Genomic DNA, 13,438 nt, shown 5'->3' with positions numbered 1-13,438 from the left:
TTATGAAACCTGAACATTCACGCCGGAATTTCATGAAAACTTCGGCAATCATTACAGGAGGAATATTAACATCCCCCTTCATTTTGCCCAAGGCCTATGCTGCGCCTGACAATCACCTCAAACTAGCCCTGATAGGATGCGGCGGTAGAGGCACCGGGGCTGTATTTCAGGCATTCGAAACCGGTCATCCCATCAAACTGGTTGCTATGGCTGATGCCTTCCGGGATAGGCTAGACGGAAGCTTGAAACCAATTTTGGATAAATATGGAGCAGAAAAAGTAGATGTGCCGGAGGAAAGGAAGTTCGTGGGCTTCGATGCATACAAACAAGCCATTGCTGAAGCAGATGTAGTGATTTTAGCCACACCTCCAGGTTTTAGGCCATCGCATTTTGAAGAAGCAGTAAATCAAGGAAAGCAGATTTTCATGGAAAAGCCGGTAGCAACAGATGCTGCAGGAATCAGAAGAGTTTTGGCTGCGGCTGAAATAGCAAAGGCTAAGAAATTAAATGTGGTGGTTGGACTTCAAAGACACTATCAAAGTAATTATAGAGAAACCATTCAACGAATTTACGACGGTGCGATAGGGGATATTACCGGAGGTCAGGTTTACTGGAATGATGGAGGAGTCTGGGTAAGAGAGCGGCAGCCCGGACAAACTGAAATGGAATATCAAATGAGGAACTGGTATTATTTCAACTGGCTCTGTGGAGACCACATTACTGAACAGCACGTCCATAATATCGATGTGGCAAATTGGGTAAAACAAGGGTATCCCGTGAAGGCTGAAGGCACAGGAGGCAGGCTTGTCAGAACAGGAAAAGAGCATGGGGAAATTTTCGATCATCATGTAGTCACTTTTACCTATGCTGATGGTTCGGTAATTCACAGTGAATGCAGGCATTTCCCAGGCGCAGCAAACAGAGTAGATGAATCTTTTCAAGGAACCAAAGGAAAAGCCTATTTAAGCGCTGGAAATCATGGTAACCTATCCGATTGGAAAGGAAATGCTATCTATTCTCATAATAGGGAAAACAATGTCAATCCCTATCAGCAAGAACATAATGAACTTTGGGATGCACTTTTCAAAGGTGAATACAAATTTTCCGATGCCGAGAATGCTGCCAAAAGTACCATGACCTCTATTATGGGTAGGTACGCTACTTATTCAGGAAAAGTATTGACTTGGGAAGAAGCCTTAAATGGCAAAGTGGACCTTTTCCCTGAAAAATTAGCTTGGGATGCTTCGCCTAAAGTATTGCCAAATGAAGATGGCTACTATCCTCATGCGATTCCAGGAAAGACCCAGGTGATTTAATGCAAAAAAATTATCAGGTAGTAAAAGCCCTTGATTGGAAAAACAATTTCATACTTGACATAAAAAATTGATCTACACATGAAATGTCCATGAGGAAAAATCTCACACAACTTGTCCCGTCCGCCGCGGCGGATCGGGAGGGGGATGATTATCCTGGGCATTCCATCTGACCTCTAAAAAACAAATTATAAACAGATGAAATCGAGCACGACCCAAAGGACACACAGAGAGACGCCCCGATGTATCGGAGAATCAATGCGAAGATTCCATCTGACCTTTGAAAAACAAATTATAAACAGATGAAAAGACGAGGATTTATAAAAAAGCTGGGTTTAGGAGGAACAGTCATGAGTGTTTCAGGGGCATTAAGCTTTCCAGCTTACTCCGAGAGACTTGAAGAAGAGCCTTTCAAAATGGATTTTGCCCCGCATTTTGGGATGTTTAAGAATTCAGCCCCTGGAGGTTTAGCCGATGAACTGAAGTTTATGGCGGATCAGGGATTTCGCTCCTTGGAAGACAACGGGATGCTAGGTCGATCCATCGATGATCAGAACCTAATTGCCAAGACCATGGAACAATTAAATATGAGAATGGGAGTATTTGTTGTGGATGGTGGAGATAATTGGAAAACATCCCTGACGACTGGCAAGCAAGAGTTTCTGGACAACTTTCTGAATACTTGCAAAAAATCCGTTGAGGTTGCAAAAAGAGTCAATGCCAAGTGGATGACTGTTGTGCCAGGCTTTTATGAAAGACGAATGCCAATCGGAATCCAAACAGCCAACGTGATAGAAGCTTTAAAGCGAGGAGCGGAAATATTCGAACCCCATGGTTTGACTATGGTTTTGGAGCCCCTAAGTGACACCCCAGAGCTTTTCTTAAGAAATGCAGATCAAACTTATATGATATGTAAAGCGGTGGGCAGTCCTGCTTGTAAGATACTTTATGATATCTACCACATGCAGCGAAACGAGGGAAACCTTATTGCCACCATGCAAAACACCTGGGATGAGATTGCCTATATTCAAATCGGAGATAATCCAGGCAGAAAGGAACCAGGAACAGGCGAAATACATTATGGTAATGTTTTTAAATTCATTCATGAAAAAGGATTCGACGGAATTCTAGGAATGGAGCACGGCAATGCCATGCCAGGAAAGGATGGAGAGTTGGCATTGATTGATGCTTATCGAAAAGTAGATGTTCAATAAATAAAAATGATTCAAAAAAAATTGTTGGCGCTTGCCTTAGGGCTAGCGCTTTTTTCCTGTCAAAAAGTAAGTCACGAAGTAGTACCAGAAAAACCTCAAGGTTGGGAGATCTATTCCACACCCAAGGAGAGCTCTTTGAGAGGTCTTTCACCCGTTACAGGTGATATTGTATGGGTTAGTGGAAGCCAGGGAACTTGGATGCGCACATTAGATGGTGGCAAAACCTGGGATTCAGGTACCATAGCCGGATTAGATACCGTAGATTTTAGATCCATTTATGGTTTCGATGCAGAAAAAGCAGTAGCAGTATCAGCGGGTCAACCTGCTGTCATTTATAAAACCCTGGATGGAGGAAAAACTTGGGTGTTAAAGCATCAAGCCTCTGATAAGGCCTTCTTAGACGGAATATCATTTGCCACTGAAGAGCGAGGCTATGTCTTCGGAGATCCAGAAGACGGGCGATGGACAATTTTGGAAACCGTAGATCAGGGAGAAAGCTGGAGATTGATAGATTCCCTACCCCAAGCAGCTGAGGGAGAGGCAGGATTTGCTGCCAGTGCATCTTCTTTGATCGCTGAAGGTGATCACCTATACTTAGGCAGTGGCGGAAAAGAGGCCAACCTTTACGTCTCAAAAGATCGGGGAAATTCATGGGAAAAATTTAAAAGCCCATTACAACAAGGTGAATCTTCTCAAGGTATTTTTGCTTTGACCTCGACAGGTAAAGGAGAAATTATTGTCACAGGTGGTGATTATCTTCATGAAAATCAAAATGAAGGTAACTTAGGGATTTTTCTACCAGAAGATAAAAAATGGATCAATTCGGAAACTAGTGTTTTTGGATATAGATCGGGAATTACTTTTTTCCCGAGATTTCAGTGGGTAGTGGCTGTAGGTCCTAATGGTACTGATTTTTCCAAAGATGGAGGTTTAAATTGGGAGAAAATTAGCTCAGAAAATGAGGGCTTTCACGCTGTGAAAATGAGTCAGTCAGAAGGTACCCTATGGGCATCTGGTGCACAAGGAAAAGTAGGAAAATTGACATTTTGAAAACAAACAGGTGAATTTATTAACCTATTTGGAGAAAATGCACGTATCCTATTAAATATTAGTAAAGAATTAAAGGATATTTATGAGTAAAGACAGACTCTGTATTATCTTTGATTGAAAATTTTTATCTTATCCAACTAATCCCAGTAAATAGAATCAATATGTTTGAAATTATTCCTTCAATATGGCTTATCAATGGCAAGTGCGTTCGTCTAAAAAGAGGCGATTTCGCTACTGAAGAGGTAATTTCCAATAACCCTCTTGCTATAGCGCAGGAGTTTGAGTCTATCGGACTTAAAAGACTTCATCTCGTAGACTTGGATGGAGCCAGAAGAGGCGAGCCTAAAAACTATCATATTCTGGAAGCAATCACAGGCTATACGGACCTGAAAGTTGACTTTACAGGAGGGGTTACCACTGATGGAGACGTGATTAAATGTTTCGAATTTGGAGCAAAATCAGTTACTATTTCCTCAGCAGCCGCGAATTACCCAGAGCGGTTTGCACAATTTATCCTTTCCTATGGCAGGGAAAAAATCAATCTTGCTGCTGATACTAATCCGGTAGATAATAAAATTAAAATCCGTGGTTGGTTGAAAAAGACCAGTATTGATTTATTTGATCATATTGAGTTTTTCTATGATAGAGGACTGAAGTATCTTAAATGCTCTGACGTTTCCAGGGATGGAGTGATGGAAGGGCCAAACTTAGAACTATACCAAAGAATTATTGATCGATTCCCTACAATTCACCTTGCAGCTAGTGGTGGTATTAGAGGAATCGACGATTTTAAAAAAATGAGAGATATCGGAGTCAGGTCCGCTGTTTTTGGAAGAGCCTACTATGAAGGTAAAATCACCTTAAAAGACCTGGAAAACTTTATACAAGAAGCATAAAAAAAGAGGCCAAAAAGCCTCTTTCTTTGCTATTAAGAAAACACAAATTAATCTGCTTTGAATTTGTCCACTACATAAAGAAAAATGTTGAACGATAATGTTGACGGTAGTGGCTCAACTTTTTTACCCTCTGGATTCAAAACAACTTCTCTTCTGATAGGAGTTGAAGGAATTGGAAGAGGGTTTGAATTGGACTTAGATGGACTAAGCACTTTCGGAATTATCACTTCTTGAACATTTTGTTCGTCAAAAAGTGGTTTTTCCAAGATTTTAGCCGATTCTGGTTCAATTTTATCACGATCATTCTGAGCGAAAGATTCTTCTGCCATCAGGCACATTCCCAAAACAGCCCCCGTGAAGAATCCGATTTTTTTAAAAGGAAATGGTGAATAATTGAACATTTGTAGAATTGGATTACCAGTGTTTAACTCTTAGGTTTGTAAAAGGTTTCTAAAAATAATAAAAATTTTTTTATGCAAACGATTGATTACAAAGATTTCGAAAAAATAGATTTTCGGGTTGGGACAATTATCCAAGTCGAAAATTTTGAAAAAGCCCGCAACCCTTCCTATAAAATTTGGATTGACTTTGGAGAAGATATTGGAATAAAAAAGTCATCTGCTCAGGTAACTCACCTGTATTCTCATGAAGATTTGATGGGAAGACAAGTAGTTTGTGTAGTAAATTTCAAGCCTCGCCAAATTGCAGACTTCATGTCAGAAGTCTTGATCACCGGATTTTCAAATTCAGATAACGCAATTGTCTTAACCTCGGTGGAAAGACCTGTTCCCAATGGATCAAAACTTCATTAATAAATCAGCCATGATCAAAAAACTCAGCCTTATCCTACTTTTGCTTCAAAGCACTTTAATTAATGGGTTTTCCCAAGACAGTCTTTCTGTAAATCGAAGCCCTCAGGCTTTTGCAACAATTCACAGCGGTACTTTTAACGGGAAGCAGATTTCTTACAAAGCCTTGGTCAAAGAAACATTTTTAACCAACAAAAAAGGGGAGGTCACCGCATCGATGTGGAGCACCTCTTATTTAAAAGAGAACTCGGATCATAAAAAAAGACCTGTCACCTTTATTTTCAATGGCGGCCCTGGATCTGCCTCTATTTGGTTACACATGGGATTTTTTGGCCCCAAAGTAGTCAAGGTAGACTCGGAAGCGAATCAAGATGATGGAGCTGCTCCTTTTAAATTTGTCGACAATAAACAAGCATTGCTTGATATCACAGATTTGGTATTTATAGATCCAATCGGTACAGGATTCAGTAAAGTGATGGGTAAGGGAAAAAATGAAGATTATTGGGGCTTAGTAGAAGATGCCGAATCAATATCCCAATTCATCAGACTTTGGCTTAAAGAACATAAAAGATGGCAAGCCCCTAAGTTCATAGCAGGTGAAAGCTTTGGCACAACCCGGGCTGCTAAGGTTGCGGAGGTGCTGGAAGAAGGAGGTCAACATGTAGCCCTTAATGGCATTATTCTGATTTCTCAGGCCTTAGATTATCAAGGCTCCTCTTCTTGGCAGGATAATCTGGTTTCAAATTTTACATACCTCCCTTCGATGGCACTCACTGCTCGCTACCATGGAAAAGCAGGAAAGGGTAAATCTATTGAGGAATTTGCACAGGAAGCTAGAACATTTGCTTATGAGCAATATTTACCCTCCTTATTTAAAGGTGAGCTTCAATCTGCATCGGAAAAGGAGGAAATAGCAGAGAGGCTATCCTATTTCACTGGTCTGGAAAAAGATTATATCCTTCGCTCGGATAATCAAATCTTGATGCACCGATTCAAAAAAGAATTATTGAGACGGGAAGGAAAAGCCATCGGAACTTTAGATGGAAGATTTGCGGCAGTAGAGACTGATCAAGTTGCGGAAGGCCCGGTGTTAGGGGATCCCAGCGATTACATGACCGAAGCAGCCTATTCTGCAGTTTTCAACCAGTATCTATTAGACGATTTGCAAGTAAAGCTAGATCAGCCTTATCTGAGTTCAAATAGTACGATTGGCTCATCATGGAGATGGAGGCCAGTACCTGACGGAGCTTACTGGGAGCCAAGCTATGTCAGTACTGCCAGATCACTGAGCGAGGTGATGCACAGAAATACTGCTCTCAAGGTAATGGTCGCAAATGGATATTATGATTTAATTACTCCATTCTTTGATGCAGAATATACTTTTGCTAGACATAATTTCCCCCAGGAGAGAATTCAAATGAAGTATTACGAGGCTGGACACATGATGTATAATCGTCAAGAAGATTTTGATGCCCTCGCAAGGGATATCAGAGCTTTTTTGGAAAAGCTGATTCCTTAACCTCTACTCTTGCTCCTTCAATAAGGGAAGGAGCTCTTCTAGATATTCTCGATTATTTGCTAATCTAGGCACTTTGTTTTGGCCTCCTAATTTCCCTTTTTTTCCCAGCCAGCTTTCAAAAAGGCCTTCTTGGGCAAAATGGATCAATGGCTGGGTTAATGCCAAGTCTTTATACCTTTTGGCATCATAATCAGAGTTAATCTCTCTCAAATGTTGATCTAAAAGCTTTTTAAACTCCTCCCCGTCTTTGGGTGGAGTTTTAAATTCAATGATCCACTCATGTGCACCTTTAGACCCGCTACTTTCAAAATAAACAGGTGCTGCAGTAAAATTTAAAATTGTTGCCTGAGTTTTTTCTGCTGCAAAGGCTATGGCATTTTCTGCATTTTCCACAATCACTTCTTCCCCAAAAGCATTGATAAAATGCTTGGTTCGACCGGATATTTTGAATCGATAAGGATAGGTAGAGGTAAATCGAATGGTATCACCGATTTTATATCTCCATAATCCGCCATTGGTTGTGATGACAACTGCGTAGTTTTTACCAACCTCCACATCGCCTAATGGAATTAAGGTTGGATTTTCGCTACTCCATTCTTCCATCGGAATAAACTCATAGAAAATCCCATAATCCAAAAGCAACAATAACTCGTCTGAATCAGGCCTATCCTGTAATCCAAAAAATCCCTCCGAAGCATTGTAGGTTTCCATGTACCTCATTTTCTCTGAAGGAATCAATTCTTTAAAAAGAGATCGATATGGGCCGAATGCCACCGCACCGTGGAAAAAAACTTCTAAGTTTGGCCAAACTTCTAAAATATTTTTAGCCTTCTTTAGCTCCATAATCCGCTTCAGAAGAACAATAGTCCAAGTAGGAACTCCTGCTATTGAAACCACATTTTCATCCATGGTTTCTCTGGCCATTTTCTCGATTTTTTCCTCCCACTCACTCATGAGTGCTGTTTCAAGGGATGGTGTCCTGACAAACTGAGCCCAAATAGGAAGGTTTTGCATAATGACAGCCGAAATATCTCCAGCTTTAGCGGTTCCATTAGGATTAAGTGGATTTTTCTCGAGCGTTCCTCCAATAGATAAACTTTTGCCTGAAAAGAGTTTGGAGTCAGGAAAATTGTTGACATAGATAGAAACCATGTCTTTTCCCCCCTTATAATGACATTCCTCTAAACTCTCTTCCGAAACAGGGATATATTTGCTTCTACTAGAGGTAGTGCCGGAGGACTTGGAAAACCATTCTATTTCTGAATTCCAGAGCACATACTGCTCCCCTTTCATGATTTTATCGATATAGGGTTTGATCCCATCATAATCGAGTACAGGTACATTTTTCGCAAAATCCTGATAAGTTCGAATGCTTAAAAAATTAAACTCTTTCCCGAATTTGGTTCGCTTACCTGCTTCTATCAGATCTAAAAAAATCTCGTGCTGAACTTCAAGTGGATTTTCTTTAAAATTTTCAATTTGACCTAATCGATTTTTGAAAATCCAGGTCATGAAGCTATTCAGTACTTCCATTATTGGTTAAAAATTTTCCGTTTTAATTCAAATTGACTTCCCAAATATACCTTTCTAACCTGCTCATCGGCAGCCAATTCCTCAGCTGTTCCGGCTTTCAAAAGCCTCCCTTCAAACATCAAATAAGCTCGATCTGTGATAGATAGCGTTTCATTAACATTGTGATCCGTGATCAAAATACCAATATTTTTGGTTTTCAGCTTAGCTACTATGGTTTGAATTTCTTCAACTGCAATAGGGTCCACTCCGGCGAAGGGCTCATCCAACAAAACAAACTTCGGATCCACTGCCAGAGCTCTGGCTATTTCAGTTCTTCTTCGCTCACCACCTGAGAGGACCATTCCCAAGTTTTTTCTGACATGGGTCAAGCTAAATTCTTCCAATAAACTTTCAACTTTTTCCCTTTGCTGCTGCTTGGGCATTTTGGTCATTTCCAAAACCGCCATGATATTTTCCTCTACAGATAGTTTTCTGAAAACTGAAGCCTCCTGAGCCAGATAACCAATCCCCAATTGGGCTCGCTTATACATGGGAAGGCTGGTGATATTGTCATTTTCTAAAAATATCTTTCCCTCGTTGGGCTGAATCAAACCAACAATCATGTAAAAAGAGGTCGTCTTTCCAGCTCCGTTTGGACCTAAAAGCCCAACAATTTCTCCCTGTTCTACTTCTACGGAAATGTCATTCACGACTCTTCTTCCCTTGTAGATTTTCACCAAATGTTCAGCCCTTAGTTTCATCTCTTAATAATTGTCTATAATAATCAAATGGAACCTTCAGATGATGTACTTATCACTCTAATTTTTGAGGTTTTGATCATGCTCGGTTTTATAAGATTACAATTTATTTTTTGAGGAATCTCTTAATTCACACTGCTCTTTTTATTTAGGATATTGTATCAAATTTAAGCTAGCTGAGTTCTCAATCAAATTTGATATCCTTCACATAAAGCTGCAAGCTACTCTTATCTCTGAAAAAATTCTCTCTCAACTCGGCAACTATATCAAACCGCATTCTTCCCCTAAGCATATTTACTGTGGTTAAATCCGGATCTTTTGCTCGGTCAGCCATTCCAAAACCCAAACAAACGGGAGTCGTGAGTTGGCCATCTTGGACAATTTTAAAGCGAAGGTGTTTGTCTTTTAGAACCGCCACATCTTCTGCATATACATTGGATATTCTAAATACTGGCTCGGTGTTTCCGGGGCCAAAAGGAGCCATTTGCTTTAGAATATTATGAAATTTATAATTGATCTGATCGAGTAAAAGCTCATCGTCTACTTCAATTACGGGCTTGCGATGAACCTCTTCAATCCGGCTCTTGACTACCTGCTCGAACTTCGCCTGAAAAGCTGGTACATTATCCACAGAAAGGGTCAATCCCGCCGCATATTTATGTCCCCCAAATTGATCCAATAAATCCGAGCATTCAGCGATAGCTTCATAAATATCAAAATCCACCACCGAACGTGCGCTTCCTGTAGCTTTGGCATTGGATTCGGTCAGGATAATGGTTGGCCGATAATATTTTTCAATGCAACGACTCGCTACAATCCCGATAACTCCTTTGTGCCAATCTTCCTTGAAAAGAACTGTTGAATTCCACTCCGCCTGTTCTTCTCTTTCGGCGATCATTTCAAAGGCTTCCCGAGTAATATTTTCATCAAAATTCCTTCTAGTTGCATTGACCTCATCCACTACTTTAGCTCGCTCAATTGCCTCCTCCAAATCAGTAGAGATTAGCAATTCTACTGAAGCTTTGGCATGTTCTAATCTTCCAGAAGCATTGATTCTTGGTCCGATTTTAAAGACTATATCCGAGATCCCTATTTCCTTTTCGATTTTGCTTCGCAAAATCAAAGCTTTCAGTCCAGCCCTTGGGGTATTATTAATTCTATCTAGGCCGTAATAGGCAAGAATTCTATTTTCTCCCGTAATAGGCACAATGTCCGCTGCTATACTTACTACCAAAAGATCCAAGTAAGCATACAGGTTAGACTCATCCATTCCCCTGCTTTTTGCAATGGCTTGAATCAGTTTAAAGCCAACGCCACAGCCACTGAGCTCTTTATATGGATAATTGCAGTCCTCTCTTTTTGCATCAAGAACAGCAATAGCTTTAGGTAGCTCCTCGCCCGGAGTATGATGATCGCAAATGATAAAGTCCACATCGAGCTGGGAAGCTAAATTGACCTTGTCTATGGCCTTGATCCCGCAATCCAAGGCAATTACCAAAGCAAAGTCATTCTCGGCGGCATAGCGGACTCCTCTTTCACTGATACCATAGCCCTCTTTGTATCTATCCGGAATGTAAAAATCCACCAAAGGATAAAAGCCTTTCAAAAAGCTGTAAACCAAAGCCACTGCCGTAGTCCCGTCCACATCGTAATCCCCATACACCAGAATCTTTTCCTGATTGGCAATCGCTTTTTCAATTCGGGTAACTGCCTGATGCATATCCTGCATCAAAAATGGATCATGCAGCTGGCTCAAGCTGGGGCGGAAGTAATCTTTTGCCTGATCAAAAGACTCCACCCCTCTATTGATCAGCATATTTGATAAAATGGGATTGACATTAATCTCTTTCCCCAGTTTTTCAATTGTGCTTTGTGAGGCTTTGGGTTTTTGTTTCCAGACGTACTCCATGTGACTAAATTACAAAAGTATTTAAGATGAAAATCTCTTCAAATTGAATAGATCGTAGCATTTCAAGCCCTTGAAAACCGAAATAGTTCAGTCCTGAGCTTTTTTTAGTTTTTTGTACTCAAACCAAAAATACGCGGGAAAGATCAGGGATTTCAGTTTCCATTCATTCTTCTCAGTAATCGTCAGACTTTTATCTGAATGCACAGTTCGGTACATTTTTCCTGCAAGCAGACAATGACCAATCAGTGCCAAAAAAATCAACGCATAAATGAGTAATTCTTGCATATCAACTATTCCTCAATACTAAAGCTGCCCATTGATTTCGCTCGGACTGCTTTTCCAGTTTTAACCCCAAGGGACTTGCTATCTCCATCAGGTCATCCACATCCGGAGTGTAAAATCCACTCAAAAACAAAAAGCCATCGGGCTTTAATAAGCCGGCATATATAGGAATCTCATTCAGCAACACGTTCTTATTGATATTGGCCAATACGATATCAAATAGACCTGAAGGATTTACATCTCTGATAGTTCCCAAACCCATTTGAATATCCATCCCGTTCAGGGCGAAATTCTCATTGCCATTGTCCAAACACCAATCATCGATATCAAATGCCTGAACTTCCTTTGCTCCCAACAAATGCGCCATGATGGCTAATATGCCTGTTCCGGAACCCACGTCCAAGACTCTTTTCCCCTGATGATCTACCTCGCCCTGAAGTTTCAGCATTTGGTAAGTAGTGGCATGATGACCTGTACCAAAAGACATTTTGGGATTGATCACTATCTCATGTTGAAATCCTGCTTGGGATGGGTGAAAAGAGGCCCTGACATAAACTAGGTCTCCTACCGATATGGGATCATAGTTTTTTTCCCATTCTTCGTTCCAGTTGACTTTTGCAACTTTCCCTTCTTTCACCGAAATGCTCGCCGCATCTTGGTATTGGGACAATACACCTTCAAAACTTTCCCTGTCAAAAGAATCCGATGGGGCATATACATCAATTCCTTCCTCTGTCTCGAGGAAGGAATCAAAACCTATTTCGGATAATTCAGCTATGAGGATTTCCCGGAATTCTTCCCGGCAACTGATTTTAAACTCCAGGTAATCCATAGAATCAATAAGATTTTACGATTTCGATAAAGTCTCTTGACTTCAATGAAGCCCCGCCAATCAAGCCTCCGTCCACATCTGGCTTGGAAAGTAAATCAGCGGCATTTCCGGCATTCATACTACCTCCATAAAGGATTGAGATTTCTGCAGCTACATCTTTGCCATATTTGGAACCTAAATGTCTTCTCAAAGCAAAATGCATTTCCTGAGCTTGGTCAGAGGTTGCGGTTTTACCTGTTCCGATCGCCCAAATTGGCTCATAAGCAATTACTACTTTTTTGATCTCATCTGCGCTCAAATCAAAAAGAGAGTCTGTCAGCTGAAACTTAACATTAGGCTCGTGAGTACCGGCTTCTCTGATTTCTAAAGATTCGCCACAGCAGAAAATTGGAGTCAGTCCATGCTCTAAAGCCTGTTTTACTTTTACAGAGAGCAGCTCATTGTTTTCTTTAAAATATTCTCTTCGCTCCGAATGTCCAATAATGACATATTGCGCGCCGAAGGAAGCCAAAATTTTTGCAGAAACTTCACCAGTAAATGCACCTGATTCTTTGTCCGAACAGTTTTGTGCTCCCAAATAAACTCCCGGGGTATCCCCAATCAGTTTTTTTACTGGAAAAAGGTGAGGAAAGGGTGGATTCAGCACTATGTGTACATCCTGGATATTTTCGTCCTTGAACATGTTTATGATCTCAGAGGTCAATTTTTGGCCTTCATCAAAAGTCATATTCATTTTCCAGTTACCGGCTATTATCTTTTTGCGCATGATAGAATTAAAATTTTATTAGGTTTGGGATATTCAAATCGTCATAATCTCGAATAAAATTAAGGAAAATGTCCGGTTGGGGAAAAAATAACCTGAATCAGTCTGGAAAAAAGTCCTGGACTTTTACTGAAGCCCAGGAAAAGCTTTCCACCTACTGTGCATATCAGGAGCGCTGTTCTTGGGAAGTTCGAAGGAAATTGTTTGAGAAAGGAATCACAGACGAAAGGGCAGAAGAGCTTATTAGCTATTTGGTCAAGGAAAATTTTTTAGACGAGGAGCGTTTTGCTAGAGCCTTTTGCAGAGGGAAGTTCAGATTGAAGCGATGGGGAAAGAACAGGATCAAAATGGAATTGAAAATGCGTCAGATTCCTGAAGAATTAATCAGAAAAGGCCTTTTGGAAATTGACCCGGAAGAATATTACGATACTTTATTGACAGAAACAGAAAAAAAATGGGCCAAAACGAATGAGTCCGATCCATATAAAAAGCGGTACAAGGTCATTGGTTATCTGATGCAAAAAGGATTTGAGCAAGATCTGATTCAAGAAGCCTTGGAAAGTCTTAAGTGAGAAATCTCA

At 40.5% G+C, this 13,438-nt stretch carries 13 protein-coding genes; 7 read left to right on the top strand and 6 right to left on the bottom strand.

What is annotated here, in order from left to right:
* The first annotated feature begins 32 nt into the window (after nucleotides 1-32).
* From FL972_RS18930 to FL972_RS18915, 4 genes are all read left to right on the top strand, one after another.
* Entirely contained in the window at nucleotides 33-1,316 is a 1,284-nt protein-coding gene (locus FL972_RS18930) for a Gfo/Idh/MocA family protein (RefSeq protein ID WP_394344578.1), read from the top strand.
* A 299-nt stretch (nucleotides 1,317-1,615) separates the two neighbouring features.
* Complete coding sequence (locus tag FL972_RS18925; protein WP_144607546.1) at nucleotides 1,616-2,527, top strand: hydroxypyruvate isomerase family protein; 912 nt, start codon at nucleotides 1,616-1,618, stop codon at nucleotides 2,525-2,527.
* Nucleotides 2,528-2,533: 6 nt separating this feature from the next.
* On the top strand, nucleotides 2,534-3,577 hold the full coding sequence (locus tag FL972_RS18920; RefSeq protein WP_186300153.1) for a YCF48-related protein: 1,044 nt from the start codon (nucleotides 2,534-2,536) through the stop codon (nucleotides 3,575-3,577).
* A 161-nt stretch (nucleotides 3,578-3,738) separates the two neighbouring features.
* Nucleotides 3,739-4,473, top strand: coding sequence for a 1-(5-phosphoribosyl)-5-[(5-phosphoribosylamino)methylideneamino]imidazole-4-carboxamide isomerase (locus tag FL972_RS18915; RefSeq protein ID WP_144607545.1), 735 nt, complete (start codon nucleotides 3,739-3,741; stop codon nucleotides 4,471-4,473).
* Nucleotides 4,474-4,520: 47 nt separating this feature from the next.
* On the opposite strand, the gene FL972_RS18910 is transcribed toward FL972_RS18915, so the two are convergent.
* The gene (locus tag FL972_RS18910) at nucleotides 4,521-4,874 is read right to left on the bottom strand and encodes a hypothetical protein (RefSeq protein WP_144607544.1); all 354 of its coding nucleotides are present in this window, start codon (nucleotides 4,872-4,874) and stop codon (nucleotides 4,521-4,523) included.
* A gap of 72 nt (nucleotides 4,875-4,946) precedes the next feature.
* Between FL972_RS18910 and FL972_RS18905 the strand changes: the two genes are divergently transcribed.
* Complete coding sequence (locus FL972_RS18905; protein ID WP_091653249.1) at nucleotides 4,947-5,285, top strand: tRNA-binding protein; 339 nt, start codon at nucleotides 4,947-4,949, stop codon at nucleotides 5,283-5,285.
* Nucleotides 5,286-5,295: 10 nt separating this feature from the next.
* Nucleotides 5,296-6,801, top strand: coding sequence for a S10 family peptidase (locus tag FL972_RS18900; RefSeq protein WP_144607543.1), 1,506 nt, complete (start codon nucleotides 5,296-5,298; stop codon nucleotides 6,799-6,801).
* Nucleotides 6,802-6,804: 3 nt separating this feature from the next.
* Here the strand turns inward: FL972_RS18900 and FL972_RS18895 are convergent, their stop codons facing one another.
* The 5 genes from FL972_RS18895 to tpiA form a co-directional block, all read right to left on the bottom strand.
* Nucleotides 6,805-8,334 carry a GH3 auxin-responsive promoter family protein gene (locus tag FL972_RS18895; protein WP_144607542.1) on the bottom strand — a complete coding sequence of 510 codons (1,530 nt, stop codon included), beginning with the start codon at nucleotides 8,332-8,334 and terminating at the stop codon, nucleotides 6,805-6,807.
* Nucleotides 8,334-9,074, bottom strand: coding sequence for an LPS export ABC transporter ATP-binding protein (gene lptB / locus FL972_RS18890; RefSeq protein ID WP_144607541.1), 741 nt, complete (start codon nucleotides 9,072-9,074; stop codon nucleotides 8,334-8,336). Before lptB ends, FL972_RS18895 begins: the two co-directional genes overlap by 1 nt.
* Before the next feature lie 181 nt (nucleotides 9,075-9,255).
* Complete coding sequence (gene recJ / locus FL972_RS18885) at nucleotides 9,256-10,980, bottom strand: single-stranded-DNA-specific exonuclease RecJ (protein ID WP_091653257.1); 1,725 nt, start codon at nucleotides 10,978-10,980, stop codon at nucleotides 9,256-9,258.
* Between the two features lie 286 nt (nucleotides 10,981-11,266).
* Entirely contained in the window at nucleotides 11,267-12,094 is an 828-nt protein-coding gene (prmA, locus tag FL972_RS18875) for a 50S ribosomal protein L11 methyltransferase (protein WP_144607539.1), read from the bottom strand.
* 4 nt (nucleotides 12,095-12,098) lie between these two features.
* The gene (tpiA, locus tag FL972_RS18870) at nucleotides 12,099-12,860 is read right to left on the bottom strand and encodes a triose-phosphate isomerase (RefSeq protein WP_144607538.1); all 762 of its coding nucleotides are present in this window, start codon (nucleotides 12,858-12,860) and stop codon (nucleotides 12,099-12,101) included.
* A gap of 68 nt (nucleotides 12,861-12,928) precedes the next feature.
* Here tpiA and FL972_RS18865 point away from each other — a divergent pair, with 68 nt between their 5' ends.
* Nucleotides 12,929-13,429 carry a regulatory protein RecX gene (locus FL972_RS18865; RefSeq protein ID WP_144607537.1) on the top strand — a complete coding sequence of 167 codons (501 nt, stop codon included), beginning with the start codon at nucleotides 12,929-12,931 and terminating at the stop codon, nucleotides 13,427-13,429.
* The last annotated feature ends 9 nt before the right edge of the window (nucleotides 13,430-13,438 follow it).

This window comes from Algoriphagus algorifonticola (assembly GCF_007655305.1).
In the GTDB taxonomy this organism is placed as follows: domain Bacteria; phylum Bacteroidota; class Bacteroidia; order Cytophagales; family Cyclobacteriaceae; genus Algoriphagus; species Algoriphagus algorifonticola.
This window is presented reverse-complemented; position numbering and strand designations above follow the sequence as displayed.

Excerpts from the sequence above, each read along its gene's own strand:
- FL972_RS18915 (WP_144607545.1), top strand. The coding sequence starts at position 3,739 with ATGTTTGAAATTATTCCTTCAATATGGCTTATCAATGGCAAGTGCGTT.
- FL972_RS18920 (WP_186300153.1), top strand. The coding sequence starts at position 2,534 with ATGATTCAAAAAAAATTGTTGGCGCTTGCCTTAGGGCTAGCGCTTTTT.
- FL972_RS18905 (WP_091653249.1), top strand. The coding sequence starts at position 4,947 with ATGCAAACGATTGATTACAAAGATTTCGAAAAAATAGATTTTCGGGTT.
- FL972_RS18900 (WP_144607543.1), top strand. The coding sequence starts at position 5,296 with ATGATCAAAAAACTCAGCCTTATCCTACTTTTGCTTCAAAGCACTTTA.
- FL972_RS18925 (WP_144607546.1), top strand. The coding sequence starts at position 1,616 with ATGAAAAGACGAGGATTTATAAAAAAGCTGGGTTTAGGAGGAACAGTC.
- FL972_RS18910 (WP_144607544.1), bottom strand. The coding sequence starts at position 4,874 with ATGTTCAATTATTCACCATTTCCTTTTAAAAAAATCGGATTCTTCACG.
- FL972_RS18930 (WP_394344578.1), top strand. The coding sequence starts at position 33 with ATGAAAACTTCGGCAATCATTACAGGAGGAATATTAACATCCCCCTTC.
- prmA (WP_144607539.1), bottom strand. The coding sequence starts at position 12,094 with ATGGATTACCTGGAGTTTAAAATCAGTTGCCGGGAAGAATTCCGGGAA.
- recJ (WP_091653257.1), bottom strand. The coding sequence starts at position 10,980 with ATGGAGTACGTCTGGAAACAAAAACCCAAAGCCTCACAAAGCACAATT.
- lptB (WP_144607541.1), bottom strand. The coding sequence starts at position 9,074 with ATGAAACTAAGGGCTGAACATTTGGTGAAAATCTACAAGGGAAGAAGA.
- FL972_RS18865 (WP_144607537.1), top strand. The coding sequence starts at position 12,929 with ATGTCCGGTTGGGGAAAAAATAACCTGAATCAGTCTGGAAAAAAGTCC.
- tpiA (WP_144607538.1), bottom strand. The coding sequence starts at position 12,860 with ATGCGCAAAAAGATAATAGCCGGTAACTGGAAAATGAATATGACTTTT.
- FL972_RS18895 (WP_144607542.1), bottom strand. The coding sequence starts at position 8,334 with ATGGAAGTACTGAATAGCTTCATGACCTGGATTTTCAAAAATCGATTA.